Here is a 13,049-nt window from a genome sequence, read left to right as displayed (position 1 = left end):
GAGCGCGGCGGTCGGCCACCCGAACCCTCCGGCGCTCAGCCGGCTCCTAACTGGGCCCACACCACGTGGCCCCCGCCGGCTGTCCGGCGGTCCCCCCAGGCGTCGACGAGGGCGCACACGAGCATCAGCCCGCGTCCGCCCTCGTCGTCCGCGGCGGCGTGCCGCGCCGTGGGTCCGACCGGTCCCCCGCCCTGGTCGGCGACCTCGACGTACAGCAGCCGCTCTTCGGCGCGCAGGACACACAGGATCCGCTCGCTCCCCGTGTGTACGAGCGCGTTGGTGACGAGTTCCGAGACCACCAGCTCGGCGGCGTCACAGACGTCGCCGCCGAAGCCCCATGCGGGCACGTGCGCCCGCACCCGTCGCCGCGCGGCGGCCACGGACGTCCCCTGGGCGGGCAGATGGAATCTTTCCTGGCGGTCGCCGTCAACGACGCCGGTGGGCAAGGAGCGGACCATCGTCGTGCGTTGAGGTAGTGCCACGGCCGTTTCGCCTTCCATCTACCTGTGGGGTGGGACCAGGTGGTGCTACAAGTCCTCGACGTCGTGGCCTTGTTGGACCACTCCGCTCCCTCACTATCGTTGCTGGCACTGCAAGTTGGCAAGAGGCGTTCTGCAAAATGCAGAGTAGCGAGCGCAGTCTGTTCGATCCAAGGCGATCGTGGCACACTGATGCCGTCATCAAGGCTCACCAAGGCGTCCGAGCATCCAGGCCCTCCGAGGAGGAACGACGTGGCTGAAGCGCGGTCTGCCCCGACCGTCGGGCAGATGGTCCTCGGCATGCGGCTGCGCGCTCTGCGGGAGAAGGCGGGCGTCTCCTACGACCAGGCCGCCAAGGCACTGCACGTCAACCAGACGACGGTCCGCCGGATGGAGAAGGCCGAGGTCGGCCTGAAGATCCCGTACGTCGAGAAGCTACTGCAGACCTACCGGGTGGAGCGGGAGGAGATCGACGCCTTCCTCGCCCTCGCCGAGGAGGCCAACCGGCCGGGCTGGTGGCACCGCTTCCGTGATGTGCTGCCGGAGTGGTTCAGCCTGTATGTGAGCCTCGAGGAGGCGGCTGTCCGCATCCGGGCGTACGAGCCGCACTGCGTCCCCGGGCTGTTGCAGACCGAGGAGTACGCCCGAGCGCTGCTCCGTATCGGCTTCCCGACCGCGACCGACCAGGAGTTGGACCGTCGGGTCGCGCTGCGCATGGAGCGGCAGTCGCTGCTCACCAAGGAGGGCGCCCCGCACCTGTGGGCCGTGATCGACGAGACCGTGCTGCGCCGTCCCGTCGGCGGCCCCGAGGTGATGCGTCGCCAGATCGACCATCTGATCGACAGCTTGGAGCGGCCGAATGTCACGCTCCAGGTGATCACGCTCACCTCGGGTCCCCACCCGGGCATGTTCGGCCCCTTCCAGCTGTTCCGGTTCGCCATCCCCGAACTGCCGGACATCGTCTACAGCGAAAGCCTGACCGGCGCGGGTTACATCGACCAACGCGCCGATGTGGCCACCTATCTGGAGGCCCTCGACCGGATGTGCACTCAAGCAACTCCGGTGCACCACACCGAGGCCTACCTCGGAGCGATTCGCAAGGAGCTCTGACCGTGGATCCCAACGATCACGATGTGGCACCCCTCGCACACATCTACAACGGCATGCCCTCCAGGGAACTCGGCACGGAAGGCTGGCAGAAGCCCTGGAGCGGTCCCAACGGCGGTAGCTGCGTCGAAGTCATGAAGCTCGGTGACGGCCGGGTGGCGCTGCGCCAGTCCACCGATCCCGACGGCCCCGCGCTGATCTACGCCTACCACGAGATCGAGACGTTCATCGAGGGAGCGAAGGCCGGAGCGGCCGACTTCCTGCTCACCTAGCGACCCGACGCGGCGCGATCCCCGCAGCACCCCACGGCACCACCCCCACGGCAGCACGCCACCGCACCACCCCGACCACGCACCGAAGCCGACCACTTCGGCCGCCCCAGCGACCACGCGGCGCACAACAGAACGGAGGGCCGCATGTCCGACCACGGCGCACCCGGCCAGATAGACACCAGCAGGCCGCATCCGGCCCGGATGTACGACTACTACCTCGGTGGCAAGGACCACTACGAGGTGGACCTCCAGGCCGCCGCCCACGTCCTCGAGGTCTACCCGGGCATCAAGACCTGCGCCCGCACCAACCGGTCGTTCATGCACCGCGCCACCCGCTGGCTGGCCGCCGAGGCCGGCATCCGGCAGTTCCTCGACATCGGCACCGGCATCCCCACCGAGCCCAACCTGCACCAGGTCGCGCAGCAGGTGGCACCCGACGCCCGGATCGTCTACACCGACAACGACCCGATCGTGCTGACGCACGCCCAGGCCCTGCTGCGCTCCACCCCCCAGGGGCGCACCTCCTACATCCAGGCCGATGTGCGCGAGCCGGAGCGCATCATGGCCGCTCCCGAGCTCGGCGACACCCTGGACCTCAGCCAGCCGGTCGCGCTCTCCCTAAACGCACTGCTGCACTTCGTGCCGGACGAGTTCGAGCCGTACGAGATCGTCCAGCGGATGCTGGAGCCGCTGGCCTCCGGCAGCTACCTGGTGCTGTCGCACTGCACGCCGGACTTCGACCCGGCGACCTGGGAGAAGGTCGTGGAGATCTACCGCCAGGGCGGCATCCCGGCCCAGGTGCGCTCCCGGAAGGAGGTCGAGGAGTTCTTCACCGGCCTGGAGCTGGTGGAGCCCGGCGTGGAGGTGCCGCACCGCTGGAAGCCCGACGCCGAGGCGGCCGCGGCCACCGTGACCGACGCCGAGGTGTCCTTCTGGGCGGGCGTGGCCCGCAAGCCCTGATCGGCGTCCGCCCGCCGATCCGGCGACACGACGTCCGACGACGGCTACCGACACGGCGGCCGGAGCGAGGTGCCCTCGCTCCGGCCGTTTCGGCGTTTCCCCGGGGCCGGTCGTCCGGCCCCGACCGGCCTCACCAGTCCGTCGGCGCGTAGTCCTTGAGGAAGACGCCGAAGAGGTCCTCACCGTCCTCGCCGCGCACGATCGGGTCGTAGACCCGCGCCGCGCCGTCGACCAGGTCCAGCGGGGCGTGGAAGCCCGCCTCAGCCAGTCGGATCTTGTCCGGGTGCGGCCGCTCGTCGGTGATCCAGCCGGTGTCGACGCTGGTCATCAGGATGCCGTCGGACTCGAACATCTCGCGCGCGCTGGTACGGGTCAGCATGTTCAGCGCGGCCTTGGCCATGTTGGTGTGCGGGTGCCCCGCGCCCTTGTAGCCGCGGCTGAACTTGCCCTCCATCGCGGAGACGTTCACCACGTACTTGCGCCGCGCGGACGAGCCGGCCAGCGCCGCGCGCAACCGGCTGACCAGGATGAACGGCGCCGTCTCATTGCACAGCTGCACTTCGAGCAGCTCCACCGGGTCGACCTCGTCCACCCGCTGGATCCAGGTGTTGGTCGGGGCCAGGTCCGGCACCAGACCACCCGCGTCGATCGCGGTGCCGGCCTCGATCCGGGCGAGCGAGGCGGAACCGGTGGTCAGCGCCAGGGCCGCCACGTCGTCCGCGGTCAGCCCGCCCGTCCGGGGCGTGGCGGGGCCGGGCAGCGCGGCCTGCGCGCCGCTGCCGAAGGCGCCGAAGACCACCGACTCGGGCAGCTCCCCGGCGGGCAGCGGTGCCGACTCGCCGGCGACCAGTTCGGCGTAGGCCTGCGGGGAGCGGCGCACGGTCTGGGCCGCGTTGTTGATCAGGATGTCCAGCGGACCGGCCGCGCTGACCGAGTCGGCCAGCGCGACCACCTGGGCCGGGTCGCGCAGGTCGATGCCGACGATCTTCAGCCGGTGCAGCCAGTCGGCGCTGTCCGGCATCGCCTTGAAGCGGCGGACGGCGTCGTTGGGGAAGCGGGTGGTGATGGTGGTGTGCGCCCCGTCACGCAGCAGCCGCAGCGCGATATACATCCCGATCTTGGCCCGGCCGCCGGTCAGCAGCGCCCGCCGCCCGGTGAGGTCGGTGCGGGCGTCGCGCCGTGCCCGGTTCTCCTTGGCGCAGGACTGGCACAGCTGGTGGTAGAAGGCGTCGACCTCGACGTACCGGTCCTTGCAGGTGTAGCAGGAGCGCGGCCGCTCCAGGATGCCGGCGATCTCCGTCGTGACCGAGCTGGTCAGCGCGCGGCCCAGCGTCTCGTCGTCGATCCGGTCGGCGGCGCCGGTCGCGGTCGCCTCGGTGACCGCCCGGTCGTGCGCGGTCTTGGCGGCACGTCGCTCCTGGCGGCGGCGCTGCTTCACCGTCCGGTAGATGCGGGAGGTGGCGCGCCGCACCGCTATCGCGTCGGGATGGTCCAGCGGCAGCTGGTCCAGTTCGGCGAGCACACTGAGACAGACCGCCATCCGCTCCGGGTCGACGCCTGCCACCTCGGCGGCGTCCGCCCACTCGGCCGGACCGTCTTCCGTCACCGTCATCGCCACAGCCGCTTTCATGTTCGAGTCTTCATGGAACCTCGGGAAGGGTATGTAAGGGCGGGCCGGTTCTCCAACTTTTGTGGCCCTCGCCTCAGCGCCGCGCTCGCGCTGCAACCGCGCAGGGACCGGCGAGTGAGCCGAAGGGCGCGCCCCCGCCTCACGGCCTCGGACGTACTCCGGCCCCGTGCGGTCCGGCGAGTGAACCGAAGGGCGCGCGGCTGCCGAAAGGGAGAGCGCGCGGAGCCTGTGAGGAACGAGCAGGCGAGCACGGTCGACTGTCGGCAGTCGCTTAAGGCGCCCGGAGGCGAACCGAGCCCTCAAAAAAAAGGGGGCCCCTCGCCTATTCCGGCTTGCGGTAGGCGTACGCGGGTGGGGTGGCGGCCGCCGTGGTCGGGTCCGGATCGATCAGGCTGCGCAGCAGCGCGTGGTCCGGGGAGAGCGCGCAGGCCGGGTCGGTGCGGTTGGGGTCGCCGGTGAGGGCGTACGCCTGGCAGCGGCAGCCGCCGTGATCCTGCTCACGGCGGGGGCAGCCGCGGCACGGCGCGGCCATCCAGTCGGTGCCCCGGTAGAGGTTGAAGGCGGTGGAGTGGTCCCAGATCCAGTCCAGCGGGTGGTCGCGGATGCTGGGCGGGTCCAGACCGGGCAGGGTGGCGGCGGCGGGGCAGGGCAGGACCCGGCCGTCGGGGGCGACGGTGAGCGAGACCGCGCCCCAGCCGCCCATGCAGGGCTTGGGCTCGCCGTCGAAGTAGTCGGGCACCACCCACACCAGGTCGAGCCGGCCGGCCAGCCGCGCCCGGCATCGGTCGACGTCCTCCCGGGCTCGCGCGAGCTGCTCGCGGGTGGGCAGCAGGGCCGGCCGGTTGCGCAGCGCCCACCCGTAGAACTGGGTGTTGGCCAGCTCGATCCGGTCCACGCCCCAGTCCAGGCCCAGCGCGACGATGGCGTCGACGGCGTCCAGGTTGCCGCGGTGCAGGACCACGTTGAGGCCCAGCGGCAGACCCGCCTCCCGCACGGCGGCGGCCGCCTCCTCCTTCTCCGCGAAGGAGGAGCGGCGCCCGGCGATGCGGTCCGAGGCGGCCGGGTCGGCGTGCTGCACGGACAGCTGGACGGCGCGCAGCCCGGCGTCGCACAGCGGGCCGAGCCGGTCCCGGCTGAGTCCGGTGCCGCTGGTGACCAGCTGGGTGTAGATCCCGGCGCGCTCCGCGGCGGCGACGATCTCCACCAGGTCGGGACGGAGCAGCGGTTCGCCGCCGGAGAGGTGGGTGTGCACCACCCCGAACGCCCCCGCCTGCCGCATGACCTCCACCCACTGCGCGGTGGACAGCTCACGGGAGCGGCGGACCAGCTCCAGCGGGTTGGAGCAGTACGGGCAGTGCAGCGGGCAGCCGTGGGTGAGCTCGGCGAGCATCGCCCAGGGCCGGTCCCGGTCGGCGCTCATCGCAGCAGTCCCTGGGCGCGCAGCCGGTCCAGGAAGGCGGGCACCTCGCCCGCGACCGGGGCGCCGGGGTGGCGGGCGGCCAGTTCGGCGACGATGGCCGCGACCTCGCGGACGCCGTCGCACAGGCGCAGCACGCTGCCGGCGCTGCCGTGCAGCACCACGACGCGCTCGGGCAGCACCAGCAGTTCGGCCCCGCGCACCGGGTCGTGGCGGAGGAGGACGGCGGGCGGCAGGACGGGCCGCCACGGCGCGGTGTCGGCGAGCGGGGCCGTCACGGCTCCCCCTCCTCCGGGTCTTCGGCCCCGGAGCAGGCGCCGACGCCGACGCCGGCTGGGGCGCCGACCATGGGACGGGCCCCGGTCCCGGCGTGCTGCACCGCGTCCAGCAGCGCCCAGAGCACCTCGCACTTGAAGGTCAGCGCCGCCAGCGCGCGCTCCTGCTCGGCGGGGGTGCGGGCCCAGTGCAGCACCAGGTCGAGCGCCTCTCGGCTGTCCCGGCGGCCCTGGGCGACGCGCTCGCGGAAGTAGCGCAGCCCCGCGCGGTCGATCCAGGGGTAGTGGCGTTCGAAGGCGTCGACGCGGGTGCGCATGAGGTCCGGGGCGGACAGCTCGGTGAGCGAGGCGGCGACGGCCTCCAGGGGGCTGCCGAGGCGACAGAAGTCGACGTATCCCGCGACGGCGAGGCGGACGCCGGGCGCCACCTCCGCCCCGGACAGCAGCCGGTCCCGCTCGACGCCCGCGGCCTCGCCGAGCCGCAGCCAGCGCTCGATGCCTCCCTCCCCTTCGACCGTGCCGTCGTGGTCCTGGATCCGGCGCACCCACATCCGGCGCAGCGCGGGCGCCTCCAGCTTGGCGGTGATCAGCGCGTCCTTCACCGGGATGTGACGCTGGTAGTGGAAGCGGTTGAGGATCCAGCGGCGCAGCTCGGCGGGGCTGAGCTCGCCTTGGTGCATCCGTACGTTGAAGGGGTGCCGGTCGTGGTAGTGCTCGCGCGCGACGGCGCGGAGCCGCTCCTCGAAGCCGATGCTCATGTCGTCTCCCAGGTCCTCTCCGCGGTCCTCTCCCCGGCTCTCCTTGCGGTCTTCTCCCCGGCCCTCTCCGCGGTCTTCTCCGCGGCCCTCTTTGCGGTCCTCTCCCCGGCCCTCTCCGCGGTCTTCTCCGCCCCCGCCGGGCGCGGCGCGGGGGCGGCGCCGGCGGCAACCGCGGCCCGGCGGCCTCGCGCGCTCACAGTTCGATCACCATCCCGTCGGCGGCCACCTCGATGCCCTGGGCCTCCAGCCGCTTGTGCTGGGGTGCGGTCGGGTCGGTGAGGGGATTGGTGTTGTTGAGGTGGGTGTACAGCCGGCGGCCCGGCAGTCGCGCGAGCCGCCGCGCGGTGCCGTCCGGCCCGTCGATGGGCAGATGTCCCATGGCGCTGGCGGTACGGGTGGAGAAGCCGCGGTCCAGGGGCTCCTCCTCGGCCCAGAAGGTGCCGTCGACGATGACGCAGTCGGCCTCGGCGACGGCGTCCTGGAAGGCGTCCGGCCAGGCGGCGAGGGCGGGGGCGTAGACCAGGGAGCGGCCGGTGGTGTGGTCGTGCAGGCGCAGGGCCACCACCCAGCCGTCGTCCCCGCCCCGGGCCGCTGGGACGTCCGCGGCGTAGCGGGGACGCTTACCGGAGACGGGGATCGCGCTGACCGCGAGCGGGGAGTCGACGGCCAGCGAGCCGTCGCGGCCGCCGATCCGCCGCCAGTCCAGCCGCACGTAGGGGGTCAGCGCCGCGCCGAGCCGCAGCCCGTCCAGCAGGGCGGTGCGGACCTGTGCGGTGCACAGGATCCGCAGCGAGTCCGCCTCGCGCAGCCGGGCGAGCCCCAGCGTGTGGTCGAGTTCGGCGTCGGTGAGGAGCACCCCGGCGACCGGGGTCTGCCGGGGGCCGGGGCCGGGACGCAGCTCGGGGAACTCCTCGATCTGGTCGCCGATGTCGGGGGTGGCGTTGATCAGGTACCAGCGGCCCTCCGCCGCCTGGACGGCGAGCGAGGCGTGGCGGCGGCGCCGGCGCGGATGGGCGCGTGCCCCGGAGCAACCGGGGCACGCGCAGTTCCACTGGGGAAGGCCGCCGCCCGCCGCGGTGCCGAGCACGCGCAGCAGCATGGCGGGGTCAGCGCTTGGTGAGGGAGTAGGCGGTGACCTCCAGCGCGGTCTCGATGACCACGAAGTCGGGGGTCTGCCAGACGGTCTCCGCGGGGCCCGGCTGCGGGGCCTGCTCGGGGTGCTGCTCCGGTTCGTTCATGAGCCGTACCTGCCTTCCTGTGTCGGGGGGGGGGGAGTGTGAGCGGGCGGAAGCGCACGCGTCGCTCGCGTTCCGCGCTCGGGCGAAGGTCATGTCGTCGGCTGGTGGTGCCAGGATGGCGGGGGCCGAGGGGTCCGTGAAGACCGAGTTCGGCGCTCCCAAGGGGGGCCGGACGGGCGGGAAGGGGCGGTGGGGCGGGCGAGTCGCCGACGGATCCCGGCCCTGTGACCGGGCGTCGACAGCTCAACGCCACGCTAGCCACGCGCGTTACCGCAGGCCACCGGAGGGCGGCCGAACGCGCGAACCCCGCCGAGGACCGTGGCCCCCCGCCGGTGCCGGCATGGCCTGTACCCGCCCTTGACGGGGTGGCGATCGCTGCGTTCCGCGTGGGTCGCGCGGCCTTCGGGGAGGCTGCCCGTAGCGCGCACCTCTTCCGGAGCAGGACACCCCCCTGGCCACGCGGCGACGCTCCCGCGCCCTCCCCCACGGCCGGCGCCGCCGCCCCACCGGGGTGTCCGGCGCACCGGAGACCAGCGCCGCGCCGGGGCCTCGGTCGGTGCCGGGCGCCGTGACGACCATGTCCAGCGGCCGGTCGATCCCCTGGGGGCTGAGCTGGCTGCCGGACGGCTCGGCGCTCACCACCGAGCGCGACTCGTTCGCCGTCGTCCGCCAGTCCCCGACCGGCGTCCGCACGCCGGTCGGCCGGGTGCCGAACGGGGTGACCACCGACGGCGGGGGCGGGCTGCTCGGCATCGCCTTCCCGCCGAACCGGAGCAGCGACCACCGAACCGCTACGACGAGCTCAACCTGAGCGAGCCGGGGCGGAACGACGGCCGGCCTGTGAGGGGACGTGCTCCGCGGCCGGGATGACCGGCCCCGGGCGCCAGTGGCCGGTCGGTGAGGCGTCCCCCGGCGGGTTCGCCCACGCCGACGGGGCCCTCTACAGGGCGGCGACGCGCGGCGAGCGGCTGGGGCGGATCCCGCTCGCCGGCCCGGAGACCGGCGGCCCCGGGCGTACACCGCCGGGCGGTACGGCCGGCAGCGCACCGTCGAGACCGTGCCCGGTGCCTCTGGGTGACCACCACCGACGTCGACGCCGCCGGCGGCCGGCCACCCGGCGCGGACCGCGTGTCGCGCGTCGAACCGCGCCGGAACCACCCCGTCCCCGTGCGGCCCCTCACGGCCGCCCACCACGCCGGCCCGCTAGGAACCGGCGAGCGACCCGAGAGGCGTGCGACTGTCGAGCGTGGGGAGCCAGGTGTCCACGTCGGTGGCCGGCCCCAGCGCCGCCGCCAACCGGTCCACGGCGTCGGCGAGGCCGCGTGCCGCCTCCGGGTCCAGTGCCGCGGCGCCGTCCGGGCCGACGGCGAGCAGCCGGTCGAGCACGAAGTAGCCGCGCAGCACGGCGTCGGTGCCCAGCGCGGTCAGCACCGGGCGCAACGCGTAGTCGATCGCCAGGACATGGGCGGTGCTGCCGCCGGTGGCCAGCGGCAGCACCGTCTTGCCGGTCAGCGCCCGCTGCGGCAGCAGGTCGAGCAGCACCTTGAGCAGCCCGCTGTAGGCGGCCTTGTAGACGGGGGTCGCGACCACGAGCGCGTCCGCCCGGGCGACCGCGTCGACCACGTCCCGTATCGCCGGGTCGGCGGTGTCCGCCGCCAGCAGCGGGCCGGCGGGCAGCTCACGGACGGCGACGGTGCGCACGGTGTGCCCGGCTCCGTGCAGCCGTGCCTCGACGGACCGCAGCAGGGCGGCGGTGCGCGACGAGCGGGACGGGCTGCCGGAGAGGGCGAGGACACGAGCCATGGTGTGCTCCTTGCGGGGTGGGTGGCGCGGGGGACGGGGCCGCGAGGGCCGGGCCGTCGCCGGAAGGCGTGGGAGGGGGCGGCGTGGGGGGCGCCGTGGCGTGGGGGCGTCGTGGCGTGGAGGGGCGTACGGCCTCGGCGGCCGGGCGTGGCCTACGGAGAGCGGCCGCTCGGGCGGTGGCGGCGTACGCGCGGGGGATGCCGCGGCCGAGGGGCCCTACGGCGAATGCAGTCAGCGACCGGTGGGACAGATGGCTGCCGCGACGCGCAGGAGGTCGACGCAGCGGCGGCGGGTCAGGGACTGCTGGTGCATGCGCCGATGCAAGCACGCCGATTTCGCGATCGTCAACGGCGGCTCTCACCATCCGAGACGATCGGATGTCCACCGCTCAGCGCCCCTCGGGCACCGTGAACGGGAGCTGCCGCCGTGTCACACTCGGTGCGAGGACCGGACGACGGACGGGAGTCGCGTGGACGCGGAGGAGCGTGAGCAAGCGCGGGCCCGGGCCCGCCAGGAGACCGACCACCTGACCGCGGAGGGCGTCCGCGGCGCCGCCCTCACCTGGGTGGACAACGCCGGGCTGATCCGGGTGAAGGCCGTGCCCACGACGCGGCTGCCGCAGGCGGCGAGCCGCGGGGTGGGCATGTCGCCGGTCTTCGACGTCTATCTGGTGGACGACTCGATGACCACCAGCCCCCACGTCGGCGGCCCGGACGGTGATCTGCGGCTCTTCCCCGACCTGGAGCGGCTGACGGTCCTGGCCGCCCAGCCCGGCTGGGCCTGGGCCCCGGTGGACCGCTACGACCAGCAGGGCCGAGCGCATCCGGTGTGCCAGCGGCTGTTCGCGCGGCGCATGGTCGAGCGCGCCCGGGAGCGGGGCCTGGAGCCGCGGATGGGGTTCGAGACCGAGTGGGTGGTGGCCCACGCGGGCGGCCCCGAGCCGGCGCCCGACGGGGCGTCGGTCCCCGGGCCGCGGCGGGGCGCGGTCGGGGAGCTCGGGGCGGAGCCCCGCTACGCCGGCACCGGCCCCGCCTACGGCATGGCCCGCGTGGTCGAGCTGTCCGACTATCTCGCCGGGGTGCTGGAGGCCCTGCACGCCCAGCGGATCGACGTGCTCCAGATCCATCCCGAGTACGCGCCGGGCCAGTTCGAGGTCTCCGTCGCCCCGGCCGATCCCGTCGGCGCGGCCGATCTCGTGGTGCTGGTGCGGGAGACCATCCGGGCGGTCTCGGCCCGGCACGGGCTGGCCGCCTCGTTCGCCCCCGCCATCGAGGTGGGCTCGGTCGGTAACGGCGGCCATCTGCACCTCAGTCTCTGGCAGGAGGGGCGCAACCTGTGCCGGGGCGGGGACGGGCCGTACGGGATGACCGCGGTCTGCGCGGCGTTCCTGGCCGGTGTGCTGCGCGAGCTGCCCGCCCTGCTGGCGATCGGCGCGCCCAGCCCGGCGAGTTACCTCCGGCTCGAACCCTCGCGCTGGGCCGGGGTGTTCCAGTGCTGGGGGCTGGAGAACCGGGAGGCGGCGCTGCGCTTCGTCACCGGCGCCCCGGACGACCCCGGCGCGGCCAACGCCGAGGTCAAGTGCTTCGACGCGGCGGCCAACCCGTATCTGGTGGTGGGCGCGGTGATCGCGGCGGGGCTGGCCGGGGTCGACGCCGGGCTCTCGCTGCCCGCCCCGGTCGCCGGCGACCCCGCCCAGGCCGGGACCGAGGCCCGACTGCCCACCTCGCTGGCCGAGGCGCTGGACTGGTTCGAGCGCTCGGCGGTGCTGCGCGAGGCGCTGGGCGAGCCGCTCTTCACGTCCGTCGCCGCGGTGCGCCGGGCAGAGGTGGCGCTGTTCGAGGGGGCCACCCCGGAGGAGATCGTCTCCGCGACCCGCTGGCGGTACTGACATGGCGTCGGCACCGGACCCGGAGACGTTCCCCCTGCCGCCGCTGGTGGACCACCACTGCCATGGCGTGGTCCGCGCCGACCTCGACGCGGCCGCGTTCGAGGCGCTGCTCACCGAGTCGGACGCGCCGGCCGCGCCGGGCACCAGCTTCTTCGACACCCAGGCCGGTTTCGCGGTGCGCCGCTGGTGTCCGCCGCTGCTCGGACTCGAACCGCACTGCCCGCCCGAGCGCTATCTGGCGCGGCGGCGCGAGTTGGGGGCCGTCGAGGCCACCTCGCGGCTGCTGGGCGGGCTGGGCATCGGCGCGTTCCTGGTGGACACCGGGCTGCCGGGCGAGCTGACCACTCCGGGGGAGCTGGCGGCCGCCGCCGGCTCCGCGACCGCCCACGAGGTGGTGCGGCTGGAGCAGCTGGCGGAGCGGGTCGCCGACGACGCCCGTACCACCCACGCCTTCGTCGCCGACCTCGGCGAGGCGGTCCGTGCGGCGGCCCGTTCCGCGATCGCCTTCAAGTCGGTCGTCGGCTACCGCCATGGCCTGGACTTCGCACCCGGTCCGCCCGGGGAGACCGAGGTGTTGGCGGCGGCCGCCTGGTGGCTCACCGAGCGCCCCGCCGGCGGCCGGCTCGCCGACCCGGTGCTGCTGCGCCATCTGCTGTGGTCCGCCGTCGCCACCGGCCTGCCGCTGCAACTGCACACCGGGTTCGGCGACCCGGACCTCTCGCTGCACCGCTGCGACCCGCTGCTGCTGACCGACTTCATCCGGGCGGTAGGCCCCACCGGCGCCCCGCTCGTCCTGCTGCACGGCTACCCGTACCACCGGAACGCGGCGTACCTCGCGGCCATGTACCCCCATGTCCACGCCGACGTCGGGCTGGCGCTGACCCACAGCGGGGCGCGCGCCGAGGCCGTGCTGGGGGAGGTGCTGGAGCTGGCCCCGTTCGGCAAGGTGCTGTTCTCCACCGACGCCTACGGGCTGCCGGAGCTGTACACGGTGGGCGTGCGGCTGTTCCGGGAGGCCCTGGCCGCCCTGGTGGCGCGCTGGGTGACGAGCGGCGCCTGGGCCCGGGACGACGCGGAGCGCGTCGCGGCGCTGATCGCGGCGGACAACGCGCGGCGGGTGTACGGGCTTCCGGCGCGGTAGCCGCGGGGGCGGTCCGACCCGGCGCACCCGGCGGGCGGCCGATCCCGACGGGCCGCCGCGTCCCCGGCACCCGGTGGGCGG

Annotated in this window: 14 protein-coding genes; 6 read left to right on the top strand and 8 right to left on the bottom strand. The window is 74.2% G+C overall.

The window, feature by feature from the left end:
- Nucleotides 1-35: 35 nt before the first annotated feature.
- Nucleotides 36-446, bottom strand: a complete 411-nt coding sequence (locus LRS74_RS30855) for an ATP-binding protein (RefSeq protein ID WP_277744088.1) — start codon at nt 444-446, stop codon at nt 36-38.
- 285 nt (nt 447-731) lie between these two features.
- Between LRS74_RS30855 and LRS74_RS30850 the strand changes: the two genes are divergently transcribed.
- The 3 genes from LRS74_RS30850 to LRS74_RS30840 all read left to right on the top strand — a co-directional run bounded on the left by LRS74_RS30850 (nt 732) and on the right by LRS74_RS30840 (nt 2,818).
- Nucleotides 732-1,589, top strand: coding sequence for a helix-turn-helix transcriptional regulator (locus tag LRS74_RS30850; RefSeq protein WP_277744087.1), 858 nt, complete (start codon nt 732-734; stop codon nt 1,587-1,589).
- Nucleotides 1,590-1,642: 53 nt separating this feature from the next.
- Complete coding sequence (locus LRS74_RS30845) at nt 1,643-1,858, top strand: DUF397 domain-containing protein (protein ID WP_144386104.1); 216 nt, start codon at nt 1,643-1,645, stop codon at nt 1,856-1,858.
- A 144-nt stretch (nt 1,859-2,002) separates the two neighbouring features.
- Nucleotides 2,003-2,818, top strand: coding sequence for an SAM-dependent methyltransferase (locus LRS74_RS30840; protein WP_277744086.1), 816 nt, complete (start codon nt 2,003-2,005; stop codon nt 2,816-2,818).
- Nucleotides 2,819-2,948: 130 nt separating this feature from the next.
- Here LRS74_RS30840 and LRS74_RS30835 read toward each other — a convergent pair whose 3' ends face one another.
- The 6 genes from LRS74_RS30835 to pqqA all read right to left on the bottom strand — a co-directional run bounded on the left by LRS74_RS30835 (nt 2,949) and on the right by pqqA (nt 8,136).
- Nucleotides 2,949-4,430, bottom strand: a complete 1,482-nt coding sequence (locus LRS74_RS30835) for an SDR family NAD(P)-dependent oxidoreductase (protein WP_277745006.1) — start codon at nt 4,428-4,430, stop codon at nt 2,949-2,951.
- Between the two features lie 340 nt (nt 4,431-4,770).
- Nucleotides 4,771-5,868 (bottom strand): pyrroloquinoline quinone biosynthesis protein PqqE, encoded by a 1,098-nt coding sequence (gene pqqE / locus LRS74_RS30830; protein WP_277744085.1) that lies wholly within the window; start codon nt 5,866-5,868, stop codon nt 4,771-4,773.
- Nucleotides 5,865-6,143, bottom strand: a complete 279-nt coding sequence (gene pqqD / locus LRS74_RS30825; protein ID WP_277744084.1) for a pyrroloquinoline quinone biosynthesis peptide chaperone PqqD — start codon at nt 6,141-6,143, stop codon at nt 5,865-5,867. Before pqqD ends, pqqE begins: the two co-directional genes overlap by 4 nt.
- On the bottom strand, nt 6,140-6,898 hold the full coding sequence (gene pqqC, locus LRS74_RS30820; protein ID WP_277744083.1) for a pyrroloquinoline-quinone synthase PqqC: 759 nt from the start codon (nt 6,896-6,898) through the stop codon (nt 6,140-6,142). Before pqqC ends, pqqD begins: the two co-directional genes overlap by 4 nt.
- 193 nt (nt 6,899-7,091) lie before the next feature.
- The gene (gene pqqB / locus LRS74_RS30815; protein WP_277744082.1) at nt 7,092-7,997 is read right to left on the bottom strand and encodes a pyrroloquinoline quinone biosynthesis protein PqqB; all 906 of its coding nucleotides are present in this window, start codon (nt 7,995-7,997) and stop codon (nt 7,092-7,094) included.
- A gap of 7 nt (nt 7,998-8,004) precedes the next feature.
- Complete coding sequence (gene pqqA / locus LRS74_RS30810) at nt 8,005-8,136, bottom strand: pyrroloquinoline quinone precursor peptide PqqA (protein WP_144385886.1); 132 nt, start codon at nt 8,134-8,136, stop codon at nt 8,005-8,007.
- A 577-nt stretch (nt 8,137-8,713) separates the two neighbouring features.
- Here pqqA and LRS74_RS30805 point away from each other — a divergent pair.
- The gene (locus LRS74_RS30805; protein WP_277745005.1) at nt 8,714-8,947 is read left to right on the top strand and encodes a PQQ-dependent sugar dehydrogenase; all 234 of its coding nucleotides are present in this window, start codon (nt 8,714-8,716) and stop codon (nt 8,945-8,947) included.
- A gap of 392 nt (nt 8,948-9,339) precedes the next feature.
- On the opposite strand, the gene ssuE is transcribed toward LRS74_RS30805, so the two are convergent.
- Complete coding sequence (gene ssuE / locus LRS74_RS30800) at nt 9,340-9,939, bottom strand: NADPH-dependent FMN reductase (protein ID WP_277744081.1); 600 nt, start codon at nt 9,937-9,939, stop codon at nt 9,340-9,342.
- 469 nt (nt 9,940-10,408) lie between these two features.
- On the opposite strand from ssuE, the gene LRS74_RS30795 reads away from it, so the two are divergent.
- Together LRS74_RS30795 and LRS74_RS30790 are read left to right on the top strand one after the other, a co-directional pair.
- Complete coding sequence (locus tag LRS74_RS30795; protein WP_277744080.1) at nt 10,409-11,827, top strand: glutamine synthetase family protein; 1,419 nt, start codon at nt 10,409-10,411, stop codon at nt 11,825-11,827.
- Between the two features lies 1 nt (nt 11,828).
- Nucleotides 11,829-12,968, top strand: coding sequence for an amidohydrolase family protein (locus tag LRS74_RS30790; RefSeq protein ID WP_277744079.1), 1,140 nt, complete (start codon nt 11,829-11,831; stop codon nt 12,966-12,968).
- Nucleotides 12,969-13,049 lie beyond the last annotated feature (81 nt).

The sequence above is a fragment of the Streptomyces sp. LX-29 genome (assembly GCF_029541745.1).
Classification (GTDB): domain Bacteria; phylum Actinomycetota; class Actinomycetes; order Streptomycetales; family Streptomycetaceae; genus Streptomyces.
Note: the sequence above shows the minus strand (reverse complement) of the source record. Positions and strands in the feature narration are given on the sequence as shown.